Origin of the sequence: Allobosea sp. 2RAB26, from assembly GCF_052115465.1 — a bacterium.
In the GTDB taxonomy this organism is placed as follows: domain Bacteria; phylum Pseudomonadota; class Alphaproteobacteria; order Rhizobiales; family Beijerinckiaceae; genus Allobosea.
Window position 1 is genome coordinate 443,323 of sequence record NZ_JBFRGS010000003.1, and the last position, 14,308, is coordinate 457,630.

At 66.1% G+C, this 14,308-nt stretch carries 15 protein-coding genes; 9 read left to right on the top strand and 6 right to left on the bottom strand.

Annotation, left to right across the window (positions count from 1 at the left end; translation table 11 throughout):
• The first annotated feature begins 52 nt into the window (after positions 1–52).
• A complete protein-coding gene (locus AB4118_RS07765) occupies positions 53–1,618 on the top strand; it encodes an MFS transporter (protein ID WP_441489185.1) in 1,566 nt (521 codons plus the stop codon).
• A 140-nt stretch (positions 1,619–1,758) separates the two neighbouring features.
• On the opposite strand, the gene AB4118_RS07770 is transcribed toward AB4118_RS07765, so the two are convergent.
• Positions 1,759–2,985: an SMP-30/gluconolactonase/LRE family protein gene (locus AB4118_RS07770; protein ID WP_441489186.1), complete on the bottom strand. Its 1,227-nt coding sequence runs from the start codon at positions 2,983–2,985 to the stop codon at positions 1,759–1,761.
• Positions 2,986–3,298: 313 nt separating this feature from the next.
• On the opposite strand from AB4118_RS07770, the gene AB4118_RS07775 reads away from it, so the two are divergent.
• The gene (locus AB4118_RS07775) at positions 3,299–4,132 is read left to right on the top strand and encodes a sulfite exporter TauE/SafE family protein (protein ID WP_441489187.1); all 834 of its coding nucleotides are present in this window, start codon (positions 3,299–3,301) and stop codon (positions 4,130–4,132) included.
• Between the two features lie 36 nt (positions 4,133–4,168).
• Positions 4,169–4,645 carry a GNAT family N-acetyltransferase gene (locus AB4118_RS07780; RefSeq protein ID WP_441489188.1) on the top strand — a complete coding sequence of 159 codons (477 nt, stop codon included), beginning with the start codon at positions 4,169–4,171 and terminating at the stop codon, positions 4,643–4,645.
• Here AB4118_RS07780 and AB4118_RS07785 read toward each other — a convergent pair.
• Positions 4,642–4,836, bottom strand: a complete 195-nt coding sequence (locus AB4118_RS07785; RefSeq protein ID WP_441489189.1) for a DUF1289 domain-containing protein — start codon at positions 4,834–4,836, stop codon at positions 4,642–4,644. The genes AB4118_RS07780 and AB4118_RS07785 overlap by 4 nt on opposite strands.
• Entirely contained in the window at positions 4,833–5,687 is an 855-nt protein-coding gene (locus AB4118_RS07790; RefSeq protein WP_441489190.1) for an adenosylcobinamide-GDP ribazoletransferase, read from the bottom strand. Before AB4118_RS07790 ends, AB4118_RS07785 begins: the two co-directional genes overlap by 4 nt.
• Before the next feature lie 111 nt (positions 5,688–5,798).
• Here AB4118_RS07790 and cobT point away from each other — a divergent pair, with 111 nt between their 5' ends.
• A complete protein-coding gene (gene cobT, locus AB4118_RS07795) occupies positions 5,799–6,818 on the top strand; it encodes a nicotinate-nucleotide--dimethylbenzimidazole phosphoribosyltransferase (RefSeq protein WP_441489191.1) in 1,020 nt (339 codons plus the stop codon).
• Between the two features lie 105 nt (positions 6,819–6,923).
• On the opposite strand, the gene AB4118_RS07800 is transcribed toward cobT, so the two are convergent.
• Together AB4118_RS07800 and AB4118_RS07805 are read right to left on the bottom strand one after the other, a co-directional pair.
• Entirely contained in the window at positions 6,924–8,252 is a 1,329-nt protein-coding gene (locus AB4118_RS07800) for an MFS transporter (RefSeq protein ID WP_441489192.1), read from the bottom strand.
• Between the two features lie 529 nt (positions 8,253–8,781).
• Positions 8,782–10,299 carry a sensor histidine kinase gene (locus tag AB4118_RS07805; protein WP_441489193.1) on the bottom strand — a complete coding sequence of 506 codons (1,518 nt, stop codon included), beginning with the start codon at positions 10,297–10,299 and terminating at the stop codon, positions 8,782–8,784.
• An 85-nt stretch (positions 10,300–10,384) separates the two neighbouring features.
• On the opposite strand from AB4118_RS07805, the gene AB4118_RS07810 reads away from it, so the two are divergent.
• The 5 genes from AB4118_RS07810 (at position 10,385) to AB4118_RS07830 (ending at position 13,319) form a co-directional block, all read left to right on the top strand.
• Complete coding sequence (locus AB4118_RS07810; RefSeq protein ID WP_441489194.1) at positions 10,385–10,936, top strand: thermonuclease family protein; 552 nt, start codon at positions 10,385–10,387, stop codon at positions 10,934–10,936.
• A gap of 199 nt (positions 10,937–11,135) precedes the next feature.
• Positions 11,136–11,747: a glutathione S-transferase family protein gene (locus AB4118_RS07815; protein ID WP_441489195.1), complete on the top strand. Its 612-nt coding sequence runs from the start codon at positions 11,136–11,138 to the stop codon at positions 11,745–11,747.
• Positions 11,747–12,214, top strand: a complete 468-nt coding sequence (locus AB4118_RS07820; RefSeq protein ID WP_441489196.1) for a hypothetical protein — start codon at positions 11,747–11,749, stop codon at positions 12,212–12,214. The genes AB4118_RS07815 and AB4118_RS07820 overlap by 1 nt, the downstream gene beginning before the upstream one ends.
• Positions 12,211–12,681 (top strand): hypothetical protein, encoded by a 471-nt coding sequence (locus AB4118_RS07825; protein WP_441489197.1) that lies wholly within the window; start codon positions 12,211–12,213, stop codon positions 12,679–12,681. Before AB4118_RS07820 ends, AB4118_RS07825 begins: the two co-directional genes overlap by 4 nt.
• Positions 12,678–13,319, top strand: coding sequence for a uracil-DNA glycosylase family protein (locus tag AB4118_RS07830; RefSeq protein ID WP_441489198.1), 642 nt, complete (start codon positions 12,678–12,680; stop codon positions 13,317–13,319). The genes AB4118_RS07825 and AB4118_RS07830 overlap by 4 nt, the downstream gene beginning before the upstream one ends.
• Before the next feature lie 16 nt (positions 13,320–13,335).
• Here AB4118_RS07830 and AB4118_RS07835 read toward each other — a convergent pair whose 3' ends face one another.
• Complete coding sequence (locus AB4118_RS07835; RefSeq protein ID WP_441489199.1) at positions 13,336–14,202, bottom strand: NAD(P)-dependent oxidoreductase; 867 nt, start codon at positions 14,200–14,202, stop codon at positions 13,336–13,338.
• Positions 14,203–14,308 lie beyond the last annotated feature (106 nt).

Genomic DNA, 14,308 nt, shown 5'->3' on the forward strand with positions numbered 1-14,308 from the left:
CGAGCTCAAGGGACATCATCACCAAGGGGCGGCAACGCCTCCGGAGCCTTCAATGACGATGCACGATCAAGCCCCTCAGGCCGGTCGGCGCGAATGGATCGGCCTTGCCGTCATCGCGCTGCCCTGCCTGCTCTATTCGATGGATCTGACGGTCCTGAATCTCGCTGTGCCGCAGCTCAGCGCGGAACTCAGGCCCAGTGCCTCGCAACTGCTCTGGATCGTCGATATCTACGGCTTCATGATCGCCGGCTGCCTGATCACCATGGGCACGCTGGGCGACCGGATCGGCCGGCGCCGGCTGCTGCTGATCGGTGCGGCGGCGTTCGGCCTCGCATCGATCCTGGCCGCTTTCGCCAATAGCGCCGGCACGCTGATCGCGGCGCGCGCCGTATTGGGTGTGGCGGGGGCGACGCTCGCGCCCTCGACGCTCTCCCTGATCCGCAACATGTTCCTCGATCCGCGCCAGCGGACCGCGGCCATCGGCATCTGGATCGCCAGCTTCTCGGCGGGCGGCGCGATCGGCCCGCTGGTCGGCGGCATCATGCTCGAGCATTTCTGGTGGGGCTCGGTCTTCCTGATCAATGTGCCGGTGATGGTGCTGCTGCTCCTGCTCGGCCCCGTGCTGCTGCCGGAATTCCGCGACCCGAATGCCGGCAGGCTCGATCTTGCAAGCGCCGCCATGTCGCTCGTTTCCGTGCTGGCCGTGATCTACGGGTTGAAGCGGATTGCCGAGGATGGCCTGGGCTGGCTGCCCATCATGGCGATCCTGGCTGGGATGGCGCTTGCCGGCCTCTTCCTGCGCCGCCAGGTGCGCCTGGCCGAACCGTTGGTCGATCTGGCGTTGTTTCGCTCCAGGGCCTTCAGCGCTTCACTGACGGTCAACATCCTCGGCTTCTTCATCGCCTTCAGCAGCTTCCTCTTCACCGGTCAGTATCTGCAGCTCGTGCTGGGAATGAAGCCGCTGGAGGCCGGGCTCTGGTCGCTGCCCTCTGCGCTTGGTTTCATCCTGGGATCGATGTTTGCGCCCCGTATCGTCGGCAGCGCAAGCCCTGCGCATGTCATGGCGGGCGGCTTCACGTTGACCGCGTTGGGCTTTGCGACGCTGGCCGGGATCAGCCATGTCGAAGGCCCCATGATCATCGTCGCCGGGACGGTTTTGCTCTCGCTGGGGCTCGCGCCGATCGTCACGCTGACGACCGATCTCGTGGTCGGCAGCGTTCCGCCCGAGCGCGCCGGCACGGCGTCGGGCCTGTCCGAAACGAGCGCCGAGTTCGGCGGCGCTCTCGGCATCGCCATCCTCGGAAGCGTCCTGACTGCGCTGTATCGCTATCAGATGGGCCTGGCCGTGCCGTCGGGCGTGTCGCCGGAGGCGGCCGCTGCTGCGCGCGATACGCTCGGTGGCGCATTGACCATTGCAAAGGAGGTCGCGGGGACCGCCGGGGCAGACCTGCTTGCGACGGCGCGTGCGGCCTTCACACGCTCCTTCGCCATCACGGCCGGGCTCTGTTCGGCGATTGCGGTCCTTGCCGGCCTCTTTGCGGTCGTGATGCTGCGTGGCGTTGGTGGCGGCCCGGACCAGCACCACGAGGCCGGCGCACCGGCTCCGGTTGCGCGCTAGCCGCCGCCGCTGCGACGGCTAGATCATCGGACCGGAAATCGTATCCGGTCCGATGATCTAACCCTTTGTGTTTGCATCGGCTTTCCCGAGAACCGCAATCCATTTTTCGGGCCGATGCAATAGCGCGAGACGGTAAGAGGTCAGCCCGGCCCGGCGCCCTGCGTGTTGACATAGACCGCGTAGATCGACTGGCTGGCTGCCATGAACAGGCGGTTTCGCTTCGGTCCGCCGAAACAGATATTGCCGCAGACCTCCGGCAGGCGGATGCGCCCGATCAGTTTGCCCGCCGGATTGAACACCTGCACGCCATTATAGCCCACGGCGCGGCCGGCATTGCTCGAGACCCAGAGATTGCCGTCGACATCGCTGCGTATCCCGTCGGGCCCGCATTTCACGCCGTCGAGCATGCAATCGGAGAACAGCTTCTGATTGCCAAGCTTGTTGTCGGCACCGACATCGAAGGCATGAATGTCGCCCTTGCCGCCGGGGCCGGTATCGCCCGGCCCCTTTCCTGTCGAGACAACGTACAGCTTCTTGAAATCAGGCGAGAAGCAGAGCCCGTTCGGGTCCGGCACCTGTTCCTCGGTGACGACGCGGTCGATGCGGCCGGACGGGTCGATGCGATAGCAGTTCGTCGGCAGTTCGCGCTTGGCCGTGCCGATGCCGGCGAGCTGGCCGAGCCGCGGATTGAGCCGCCCGCTCGGGTTGCTCGGACCTCCGGCGGCGTCCGGCGCGCCCTCGTAGAGTTGGCCGCCATAGGGCGGATCGGTGAACCAGTAGCTGCCGTCGGGATGGGCAACGATATCATTGGGCGAGTTCAGTTTCTTGCCCTCGAAACTGTCGGCGAGCACGGTCGCCGACCCGTCGAGCTCATAGCGCACGACGCGGCGGTTCAGGTGCTCGCAGGAGAGCTGGCGGCCCTGGAAGTCGAAGCTGTTGCCATTGCTGTTGCCTGACGGTGTGCGGAAGATGCTGACCCGTCCGTCATCTTCCAGCCAGCGCAATTGCCGATTGTTGGGGATGTCGCTCCAGACCAGATAGCGACCCTGCGCGTTCCAGGCCGGTCCTTCGGCCCAGAGCGCGCCGGTCCAGAGCCGCTGGATCGCGCTGTTGGGCTGGGCATAATTGTTGAACACCGGGTCGACCGCGAGGATGTCGGGATCGGTGAAATAGGTTGTCGGAGCGCCGTTGCGGCTGAAATCCCGGGGCGGGCTGGTGATCGTGCTGGGCGGTCCGAGCGGGCCGGGCGGGGCCTGGGCGAGGGCTGGGTTCGTCGCCATGGCGAGCGCGCCGGTTCCCATCGCAGCGATGAGATGTCTCCGTGAGAGCTCCGGGCGTTGCTGCGTGTCAGTCAGTTGATCTGTCATCTTTAACCTCCCTGAGTGGCTTTTGATGAGATATCCCCCCGACCCTGTGGCCTTCGTCCCCGTGCGAATATTGTCCTTTCCTGTCAGGCTCGACTTAAGGCCGCACTCAGCACTGCAACGCTGCAGCAACCGGTCGAGCCTCTGCCGTTTGCGAGCGGGATTGCAGCAACGGCATGGACAGGCAGTCCCCTGCGCGCCCTGGGGCCATACAATCACCGAAACTGCCGCAGACATAGCGGCCTTGCCGCGCAAGCCTTGCCCCGGCGCGCAAAATCGCCCAGAGGTGGCCGCCCGCCGCCAACGGAACGTTTCGATGATTGCTGGAATCCCCTTGGGCGATCTCGCCTTTCTTGCCGTGTCGCTGGTTCTGGCCGGTGCGGTCACCGGTGTTCTCGCCGGGCTCTTCGGCGTCGGCGGCGGCGCGGTCATCGTGCCGATCCTCTACGAGGTCTTCCGCGTCATCGGCGTGCCGGAGGAGGTGCGCATGCCGCTTTGCGTCGGCACCTCGCTCGCGATCATCATCCCGACCTCGATCCGCTCCTTCAATGCCCACCGGGCCAAGGGCCTCGTCGATCTCGACATTCTCAAGGTCTGGGCGGTCCCGGTCGTGCTCGGCGTCATGGGCGGCAGCTATATCGCGCGCTACGCGCCGCCCGACCTGTTCAAGATCATCTTCGTCGCGGTCGCCGTGGTGAGCGCAATCCGCCTGCTCTTCGCCTCGGACCGCTGGAAGCTCGGCGATGACATGCCGGGCAAGGGGCTGATGACGGTCTATGGTGGCATCATCGGCGTGCTCTCGGCGCTGATGGGCATTGGCGGCGGTCAGCTCTCCAGCCTGTTCATGACCTTCTATGGCCGGCCGATCCATCAGGCCGTGGCCACCTCCTCGGGCCTCGGCGTGCTGATCTCGATCCCGGGCGCGTTGGGCTATATCTATGCCGGCTGGCCGAAGATGGACGTTTTGCCGCCGCTCTCACTCGGCTACGTCTCCTTCATCGGCTTCCTGCTCTTCATTCCGACCAGCATCTGGACGGCCCCGATCGGCGCGCGGCTGGCGCATCGGCTCTCCAAGCGCAAGCTGGAGGTCGTCTTCGGCATCTTCCTGCTCTTCGTCGCGAGCCGCTTCATCTGGTCGCTGCTGTTCTGATCGATCCGGCGAGCTGCATGCGGGGCGAGGACGCGCATGGTCACAACCCGACTGGCGACACCGGCTGACCATCCCGGGCTGATGGCCGTGCTCGTGGAGATGCAGGGCCACTACGCGGTGCCTTGTCCGACGCCCGAGGCGATTCTGGCAGGGCTTCGCGATCGCCCCGCCGGCACCGAGATCCTGCTGGCGGTGGAGCACGCCACGATCACCGGCTTTGCCGCCGTCGCTGCGATCTATCCCGGGCCAGGCCTCCAGCCTGGCTTCTTCCTCAAGGAGCTTTATGTCGCGGCGTCCGCGCGCGGCAGCGGTTCGGGGAAGGCGCTGATGCGGGGGCTGGCGCGGCTGGCGCTCGAACGCGGCTTCAAGCGCATCGATTGGACGGCAGCGCGCGACGATCTTGGTCTCAGACGTTTCTATGAGGCGCTCGGGGCGGCGCCGCATCCCGAGAAGATCTTCTATCGACTGACCGGCGACGCCTTGCAGCGCCTGGGGCGCGAAACCGGGGTTTAGCCCGCCGCCTGGCTCGGCTCATTCGGGGCGATCTTGCGGAGAGGCAGCTCGGTCATGATGGCAAGGCGCTCGGCTTCGCTCAGCCGGGACCAGTCGGCGATCTCCTGAAGCGTTCGCAGGCAGCCTTCACAGAGCCGCGATACGGGGTCGATCACGCAGATCTGCACGCAGGGGCTGGAGGCGCCGCTCATTGCCAGGCAGAGCCCAGCGCGAAGGCGAGGCCGCAGGTGAGCGCGATCTCGGCGAGTTGCTGTGCTGCACCCAGAATATCGCCGGTCTGGCCGCCGATCAGGCGGCGGCCGAGCCGGGCGAGCCCCGCCAGGACGAGCACGGATAGCGCCAGGCCAAGCGCAAGGCCCGAACCCGGCAGCCCGGCGGCCAGTGTCCCTGCGACGGCGAACGCGACCGAAAGCGCCAGCGCTGTCCAGGCCGTTGCTGCGGTGGGCTGGCCAACCGCAGCCGAGGCGCCGGAGCTCCGGGCAGGGGGCTCGGTGGCGAGCAGATAGAGCGCAGTGGCGCGCGACCATGGCGCCGCGATCAGCAACGCGGCGGCTGCAGCCAGAGATCCGAGCGCCTGGAGAATGGCCGCAAGTGCCGTCACCCGCAGCAGCAGGGAGAGCCCCAGCGCCATCGCCCCGAAGGTGCCGACGCGGCTGTCTTTCATGATCTCCAGCCGCCGTTCCGGCGTATGCCCTCCGAACAACCCGTCGGCGGTGTCGGCAAGGCCGTCCTCGTGGAAAGCACCCGTCGTCAGTGCCGCGACCGTGACGGCAAGCGCTGCTGCCAGCGGCGGGCTGATGCCGGCCGCGCCAGCAGCCAGGAGGACAAGCGTTGCGGGCAAAGCGATGACGAGCGCAGCCAGCGGTACGGCGCGCGGCACCAGCCTGAAATCCGGCAGGCCATGGGCCGAATCCTCGCCGGGCAGGCGCGGCACCGGGAGACGCGAATAGAAACGGATGCAGATCGCAGTCGCGATCAGCCAGCCCGGCCAATGCGGCCGGCCGGCCGGGAACTCCGAGATGTCGGGAGGGGCGTCGGCCATGCGGTCTCGGTATCCTCGATTGTCTTCCGCCGTCCAAGCCTATAGCAGCAGCGGCAACCCGGCGGCCACGCCGCATCCCGCCCGATTCCATCTTTCGCGAGACATCCAGCGATGCCCGCTTCCGGCCTTCCCTTCGACGACATCCGCAATCTCATCGCCAACATGCCGGGCCCCGATATGGGTGCCGCCAATGCTGTGCGGGCCCGGGACAAGGATCTTACCAAGCCCGCCGGCAGCCTCGGCCGCATGGAGGAGATCGCCGAATGGCTCGCAGCCTGGCAAGGCAAGGCGCCCCCGCGCGTCGACCGACCGCTGGTTTGCGTCTTCGCCGGGAATCACGGTGTCGTGGCGCAGGGCGTCTCGGCCTATCCGCAGGCGGTAACGCGCCAGATGCTGGAGAATTTTGCCGCCGGCGGCGCTGCGATCAACCAGATCTGCGCGGCCTTCGATCTCGGCTTCAAGGTCTTTGACCTGGCCCTCGACCTGCCGACCGGCGATTTCACGCAAGGTGATGCGCTCGACGAGAAGGCCTGCGTCGCGACCATGGCCTTCGGCATGGAGGCTCTCGCCGGAGGGGCCGATCTGCTCTGCCTCGGCGAGATGGGCATCGGCAACACCACGTCAGCGGCTGCGATCTACGCGGCGCTCTATGGCGGCGGCGCTGCGATGTGGTGCGGGCGCGGCACCGGCGTCGACGATGACGGTCTGAATCGCAAGATTGCCGCTGTAGAAGCGGGCCTCGCTTTCCACGCCGCGCATCTGGGCGACCCGCTGGAAGTGCTGCGCCGCCTCGGCGGTCGCGAGATCGCGGCCATTTGCGGCGCGATCATCGCCGCCCGGCTGCAGCGCATCCCGGTGATCCTCGACGGCTATGTCGTCACTGCCGCCGCTGCCGTCCTGCATGCCATCGAACCGTCCTCGATCGACCATTGCCTTGCCGGCCATCTCTCTGCCGAGGGCGCCCATCGCGAAGCGCTGCTCCGGCTCGGCAAGCAGCCGCTGCTGGCGCTCGAGATGCGGCTCGGCGAGGGCACGGGGGCGGCGCTTGCGGCAAGCCTCGTCAAGGCCGCCGCCGCCATCCATTCCGGCATGGCGACCTTCGATCAGGCGCAGGTCTCGAAGAAGGACTGAAACTGCGGGAGCCTGACGGCAGCGTTGCTCCCAAGGCTCGTCTCGAACTCAGGCCCTGAGCGCGCCGTGACGGGGCCCGGGCAGCCCCGCAAATGCGCGACCTCGTCAGGTTGCGGCCTTCGTCTCGAAGGGTTCCCAGATACTGATCTGGCGCGTTTCCGGCATCAGGAAGAGGCAGAGCACGAAGCACACGGCCGGGACGGCGATCGGGTAGATCAACGCGTAGCCGACGCTCCCGGTCGCCGCGAAGGCCGCCGACGTGATGAATGGCACCAATCCACCACCCCAGCCATTTCCGATGTGATAGGGAACCGATACCGACGTGTACCGGATCCTGGCGGGGAAGTATTCGGCGAGGAAGGCCCCGACCGGCCCATACACCATCCCGACATAGCAAACGAGGATGAAGATGATGAAGATCGCGGTCGGAAAGTGGACATTGCCGGGTCGCGTGACCGTTCCCAGCCACAGATACAGCGGATAGTACGTGATCGCGGCGAGCAGCATGCCGCCCAGGATCACTGGCTTGCGGCCGATGATGTCGGATAGCCAGCCGAAGAAGATCAAGCTCGGGGTTGCGAGGAGCAGCGCTGCTCCCACGATATAGGACGAGGTCAGCGGGTCCAGCTTTGAAACCTGCTGCAGGAAATACAACGCCCAGAACTGGCCGCTGTACCAGACCACTCCCTGTCCGATCAGCACGAGGGTGGCGATCCCGACATATTTGATGTTGGAGCTGAGAAAGGCTTCCTTCCAGGGGTTCCTGGTCATCTGTCCCCTGGCCTTGATCGCCTCGAAGATCGGCGTCTCCTGGAGCTGGAGCCGGATGTAGATTGCGACGGCGACCAGAAGGAAGGATATCAAGAATGGAACGCGCCAAGCCCATGCGTTGAACGTCGCCTCGCCGAAATAGGTGCGGGTCGCGATGATCACGATGAGCGATACCACGATCCCGAGCGTCGGGGAGGTTTGCAGCCAGCCCGTGTAGTAGCCGCGGCGCTCGTCCGGAACATGCTCGGCGACATAGGTGATGGCGCCGCCATATTCGCCACCCAGGCACAGGCCCTGGATGATCCGCAAACCGAAGAGAATGAATGCGGCAGTCAGACCGATGGAGTCGTAGGTCGGGATCAACCCGATCGCCCCGGTGCCCAGTCCCATTCCGCTGAGCGTAACGAGGAAGGTGTATTTGCGGCCGACCCGATCGCCCATCCATCCGAAGAGGAATGCTCCCAGCGGACGGATCAGGAAACCGGCGGTAAACAGCGCGATCGTGCTCAGTAATGCCGCGACCGGATGACTCTGCTCGAAGAACTTGACCGACAGAATGGCGGCCAAGCTGCCGAATATGTAGAAGTCATACCATTCGATAACGTTCCCCACCGATGCAGCGACGATCACGCGGCGGAAATCACTCGGGATCTGGATGGGCATGACGCCCTCCCTTTACTTCAAGGCACTTTCTCCGGTGTTTCACGCTTGATGGCTCGCACCGCGAAATCCACGCGTGACAGCTGTGGGGTGCCGTCCGCTGCGCTTGCCGTATGAAGCTCTGTATCGCTCGAGGGGAGCTCCAACGGCCATGGGCGCTGCGAGCCGTCATTCCCTCCTACCCGCCGTGAAACAAGGGCGTAGCCGGCATTTTAATCCTTAATGGGCGGTTGCGGTATCGATTTTCTATTTGAAGCCAGCTGGGTGAGTGGTGACTGCCGGACTTGCCGGGAGCGTCAAAGTGATCGCTTCGGATGCTGTCACGGTTGGCGCGGCAGCCCCTCAGATATGCCCCACCACCTGCCCCAGCAGCGTGCCGGATCGCGCGCCATGGCAGCGCTCATTCTCTCTCCCTTCGCGAGCGGGGCGGCCGTTCAGGCGATCTGCGTGATGGAACCGGGCAGTCTCGGCGGCCTCGTTCCATCCGATCGGAACTCCGCTCTGGCGAGCGCATCCCGTGCGTACAGCGCGCCTAAGCCGCCGACCGTGCCGGCTCGGGCAGCGCCGCCAGCGTGTCCATCACGCGCTCGGGCGGCAGGGTAATCGTCACTTCCGTGCCGGCGCGCGGCCTGGACTTCAGATGGAAGCCGCCATTATGGAGATCAAGCAGCCCCTTCACGATCGGCAGCCCCAGGCCGGAGCCCTGTTCGGCGGTCTTGATGGCGAGTGAACCGCGCCCGAAGGTCTGCAGCACGATCGGGATTTCATCCTCGGGAATGCCCGGCCCGGTGTCCGTTACCGAGACGTATTGTCCGCCATTCGCCGTCCAGCCGACCTTGATGGTGATGTCGCCGCCCTGCGGCGTGAATTTGATCGCGTTGGACAGGATGTTGAGTACCGCCTGCCGGATCGCGCGCTCGTCCGCCCAGACCTTCGGCAGATCGGGCTCGGCCGCCTCGCGGATCGTTTGCCCCTTGGCCTTGGCGCGCAGCTTCAGCATGTGCCGGCATTCGTCGACCACGCCTGCCAGGCTGAGGGCCTCCTCGTTCAGCGCGTATTTGCCGGCCTCGATCCGCGAGAGATCGAGAATCTCGTTGATCAGGTTGAGCAGATGCTGGCCGGAGCCGTGGATGTCGCCCGAATATTCCTTGTAGGCCGGGTTGGCGTGAACGCCGAAGATTTCGTTCTTCATCACCTCGGAGAAGCCGAGAATGGCATTGAGCGGCGTCCGCAGCTCATGGCTCATCGTGGCGAGGAAGCGGGATTTGGCGAGGTTGGCCTCTTCGGCCTTGCGGCGCGCCTCGTCGGAATTCGCGGTCGCGGTCTCGAGCTCGGCGATCAGCGCGTCCTTCTCGGCGCGGAACTCGATGGTTGCGACCGAACTCGAATAGAGCCGGTGGGCGAGGAAGATGAAGAAGAGTTGGGCCGATGCCGCCATCAGCGCCATGGTGACGCTGTCGATGTCGGAGCGGCCCCAGAAGAACAGCGTGATGCCGATGGTGACCGGCCCCAGTCCGGAATAGACCGCAAGCGGGATCGTCGCCGCCAGCATTACGGTCAGCGCGCTGACGACCAGCAGCGTCGTCATCACGAAGACCTTGGCGCCCGGCCCGTCGACCTGCGCGAACAGGACGAGGATCAACGTCCAGGACAGGCCGTGAAAGGCTTCCGCCGCCGGCAGCAGGCGGCGCCAGCGCCGAATATTCACCTCGCCGGCCGGCTGTGCCAGGAAGCGGCGGCAAAGCAGGACCATGACGGCCGAGGCCAGGATGACGATGCCGAGCCAGGTGGTGACCTGGTAAGCCGGGACCCAGAGGCAAGCGGCGGTCGCGATGCACAACGCCAGGACCAGCGCGCCGACCGAGCCGTGCATCCGATACTGGGCGAAGACCCGCAGCAATTCGTAGTCGAAGGCGCGTTCGAGGCCGGTCGTCGAGGTCAGCCGCTCGCGCACGGACTTGACCTCGCGCGTGACGAGCTTGCGCCGCGCCAACGCCGTAGGGTCGGGACCGCGCCCTCGCTGGATCTGTTCGGCCGTCACTTCCGCCATAATCGGAACGCATCTACCTCTTCCGGCGGCAGACCCTGCACGCCCGGCTCGCCATTATGGTCTCGAAATCGTTAAGCTCTTACTGATGGCGCGCTTCGGATTCGGACGATCTCGATATGGACCTTTCGGCTGGCGCCGCGTCAGCCGCCCGGTCGATTTGGTCGTCGCACTCGGGCTGCTCGGCCTGTTGGCGATTGCCGGCGCTGTCCTGCAATACAAGCTTGGCCCCGCCCGCATGCTTGCCGGAGCCGCCCAGGCGATCGATGGCGATTCGCTGCGGCTGAATGGCGAAGAGCTCAGGCTCGAAGGCATCGATGCCCCGGAATTCCGCCAGAGCTGTCGCGACAGCGCGGGCAGGGATGTGGATTGCGGCCGTGCCGCCCGCCGTGCCCTGCTGGCGCTGATCGGGCGCGGTCTCGTCACCTGCGACATCGGCCGGGTCGATCGCTACGGCCGCGGCCTCGCACGCTGCAGGCAGGGCGAGACCGATATCAACGCCGCGATGGTGCGGCAGGGCCATGCCGTCGCCTATGGTGATTATCGCAGCGAGGAAGACGAGGCGCGAGCGGCCGGGCGCGGCATCTGGGCGCTGCAGTTCGAGCGGCCGGAGGCGTGGCGCAAGGCTCATCCGCGGTAGAGCATTGGACCGAAAAGTGGAATCCGGTTTTCGGAAAATCCGATGCTTAAGCAAGGAGCTAGATCGCCGAACCTGCGTCCGAACGGACGCAGGGCGACTCTAGCGCGCATGGCTGCGCCATCACGAATGGGTTTGAAATGGTTGACCGCCGGACCTCCGCCATGGTCGGGTTCGCACGCGGTTTCCGATGAGGTTGACGATGAAGCTCTATGATGGCGGGCGCGCGCCCAATCCGCGGCGGGTCCGCATCTTCTTCGCAGAGAAGGGCGTTCCCCTCCCGGAGCTCGTGCCGGTCGATATCACCCGGAAGGAACACCTCACGCCCGAATTCGCCCGCATCAACCCGCTGAAGCGCCTGCCGGTGCTGATGCTCGACGATGGAACGGCGCTCGCCGAGACGATTGCGATCTGCCGCTATCTCGAAAGCCTGCATCCCCAACCCGTGCTCTTCGGCGGGGATGCCAAGGAACAGGCGCAGATCGAGATGTGGAACCGGCGCGTCGAGCTGGGCCTGTTCAGCAGTGTCATGTCTGTCTTCCGGCACAGCCACCCGTCGATGGCGGAGCTCGAGCATCAGGTGCCGGAATGGGCCGAGGCCAGCCGCGAGCAGATCGATGACCACCTCCTGATCATGGAGCTCCAGCTCGCGGGTAGCCGCTTCCTGTCCGGGGATCGGTTCACGGTGGCCGATATCACTGGAGGCATCGCCGTCGACTTCATGAAGCCGTCCCGGGTTCGGTTGCCTGAGGAATGCGTCAACATCCGCCGGTGGCATGACGAAGTGTCCGCGCGGCCAAGCTGGAAGGCCTGATGCGACCGGTCTTCGCCATTCTGGCGCTGCTGGTGCTGGTCCAGCCCTCCGTCGCGGCCGAACGGCTGAACGGCGAGGCGATCAAGCGAGCCTTCGAGGGCAACACGGTGAGCGGCCGCTACACCAATGGCGGGTTCTTCACCGAGTATCATGAGCCGGATGGCCGCGCACTCGGCCATAATGGCTGGCAGCCGAACAAGGATGCCTGCTGGATCACGAAGGAGGATCAGGTCTGCTACTACTATGGCCCTCCCAGCGACCGCACCGTGCATTGCTTCACGGTTGAGCTGACGGATCGGCTCTATGTCCTGCGCAATGTCTCGAACGGGCAGATCAATGCTCTTGCCACGATCGAGCCCGGCAATCCGCGCGGGCATTCCGACAAGGGGGAGCCCTGGTATTGCGACGGCTTGATCTCGCAGGCACCTGAGGTCCCGATGTCACGGCGCAGGCTTGCCTCGCGATGATGCGTCTGCTGCTCCTTGCGGCTGCGCTCATGCTTCAGGCCGCCACCAACTCTCCGGTGACGGCCGCGGAGCGCCTGAGCGGCGAGGACCTCCGCCGCGTTTTCGAAGGCAATACCGTCAGCGGCCGCTACAATAACGGCATGCCCTTCAGCGAGTACCATCACGCCGACGGCCGGGCGAGCGGACATAACCGGCACGTGCCGAACCGCGACGCCTGCTGGACGACCACGCCGGACGCGGTCTGCTATTACTACGGACCGCCCGAGCAGCGTCGCACCTATTGCTTCACGGTCGAGCGCAGCGGAGACCTCTATGTCCTGCGCAACCGGCCGAGCGGCCGCATCAACGGCATCGCCACCATCGAAGCGGGTGATCCGCATGGCTATGCGACCAGCGCCAAGATATGGACCTGCGACGGCCTGATTTCGCAGCGGCGCGGGGAGCCGTCCCGTCTGGCGGCGCGATGAAGCCGGATCGGGAGCGCCCGCCGGAGACGCTCGCCGCGGTGCTGCAGGAACTGGCTGCCTGCCGCATCTGTCGCGACGAGCCGCGCTTCCAGCCGCCGCTTCCGCATGAGCCGCGCCCGGTGATCCAGGCCTCGCCGACGGCCAGGCTTTGCATTGCCGGCCAGGCGCCGGGCACCCGGGTCCATGCCAGCGGCAAGCCGTTCACCGATCCGTCCGGCGTCCGGCTGCGGCAATGGCTCGGGCTCGACGAAGCGGCGTTCTACGACGCAGCCAGGGTCGCGGTCGTGCCGATGGGCCATTGCTTCCCGGGGCTCGACGCGCAGGGCGGGGATCTGCCGCCGCGCCGCGAATGCGCACCGATCTGGCGCTCACGCGTGCTTGCGGCGATGCCGCAGGTCGAGCTCGTCCTCGCCATCGGCCGCTATGCGCAGGCCTGGCATCTCGGCGCGAAGGCGGGTGCCAATCTCTCCGCCACGGTCGCTGGCTGGCGCGCGATCCTGGCGGAGCCACGCCGCCCGCGGGTGCTGCCGCTGCCGCATCCTTCCTGGCGCAACAACGCCTGGCTGAAGCGCAATCCCTGGTTCGAGGCGGAGCTTCTGCCGGTGTTGCGCGAGGAGGTGGCGCGGCTGGTCCTGTGAACGCGGAGAGCCCCGCTCAATCCTCGAGGCGCGCAATCAGGCTGGACGTATCCCAGCGCTTGCCGCCCATCTTCTGGACTTCGGCATAGAACTGGTCGACCAGCGCGGTGACCGGGAGCTGGGCACCGTTGCGACGCGCCTCCTCGAGCACGATGTCGAGGTCCTTGCGCATCCAGTCGACGGCGAAGCCGAAGTCGAACTTCCCGGCATTCATGGTCTTGCCGCGGTTCTCCATCTGCCACGAGCCGGCGGCACCCTTGGAAATCACCTCCAGCATGGACTCGACATCGAGGCCGGCGCGCTTGGCGAAATGGATGCCCTCGGACAGCCCCTGCACCAGTCCGGCGATGCAGATCTGGTTGACCATCTTGGTGAGCTGGCCAGAGCCGGCCGGGCCCATCAGCTTGCACATCCGCGCGAAGGCACCGATCACCGGCTCGACCCGGGCATAGGTTTCCGGCGCGCCGCCGCACATCACGGTCAGCACGCCGTTCTCGGCGCCGGCCTGGCCACCGGAGACCGGCGCATCGATGAAGCCGAAGCCGCCGGCCTTCGCGGCCGCGTCGAGTTCGCGGGCGACGCCAGCCGAGGCCGTGGTGTGGTCGACGAAGACAGCGCCCTTCGCCATGCCCGCGAAGGCTCCGGCTTCGCCGATGGTCACGGAGCGCAGATCGTCGTCATTGCCGACGCAGGCGAAGACGATCTCCTGGCCCCTGGCCGCCTCGGCCGGTGTCGGGGCGGATTTGTCGCCATGCTGCGCCACCCAGGCCTGGGCCTTGGCCGCGTTGCGGTTATAGACGGTGACGTCGTGGCCCTTGGCCTTGAGGTGGCCGGCCATGGGGTAGCCCATGACGCCGAGACCGATGAAGGCAACCTTAGCCATGTTCCGCTCCGCTGATAGGTTCTGGTTTCGCTTCGGCCTGTAGCGCGCGCGACCCATTGGGGGAAGTCGCGCGGACGCCAAGGCACTTTGTCGGAAATGGAGAGGG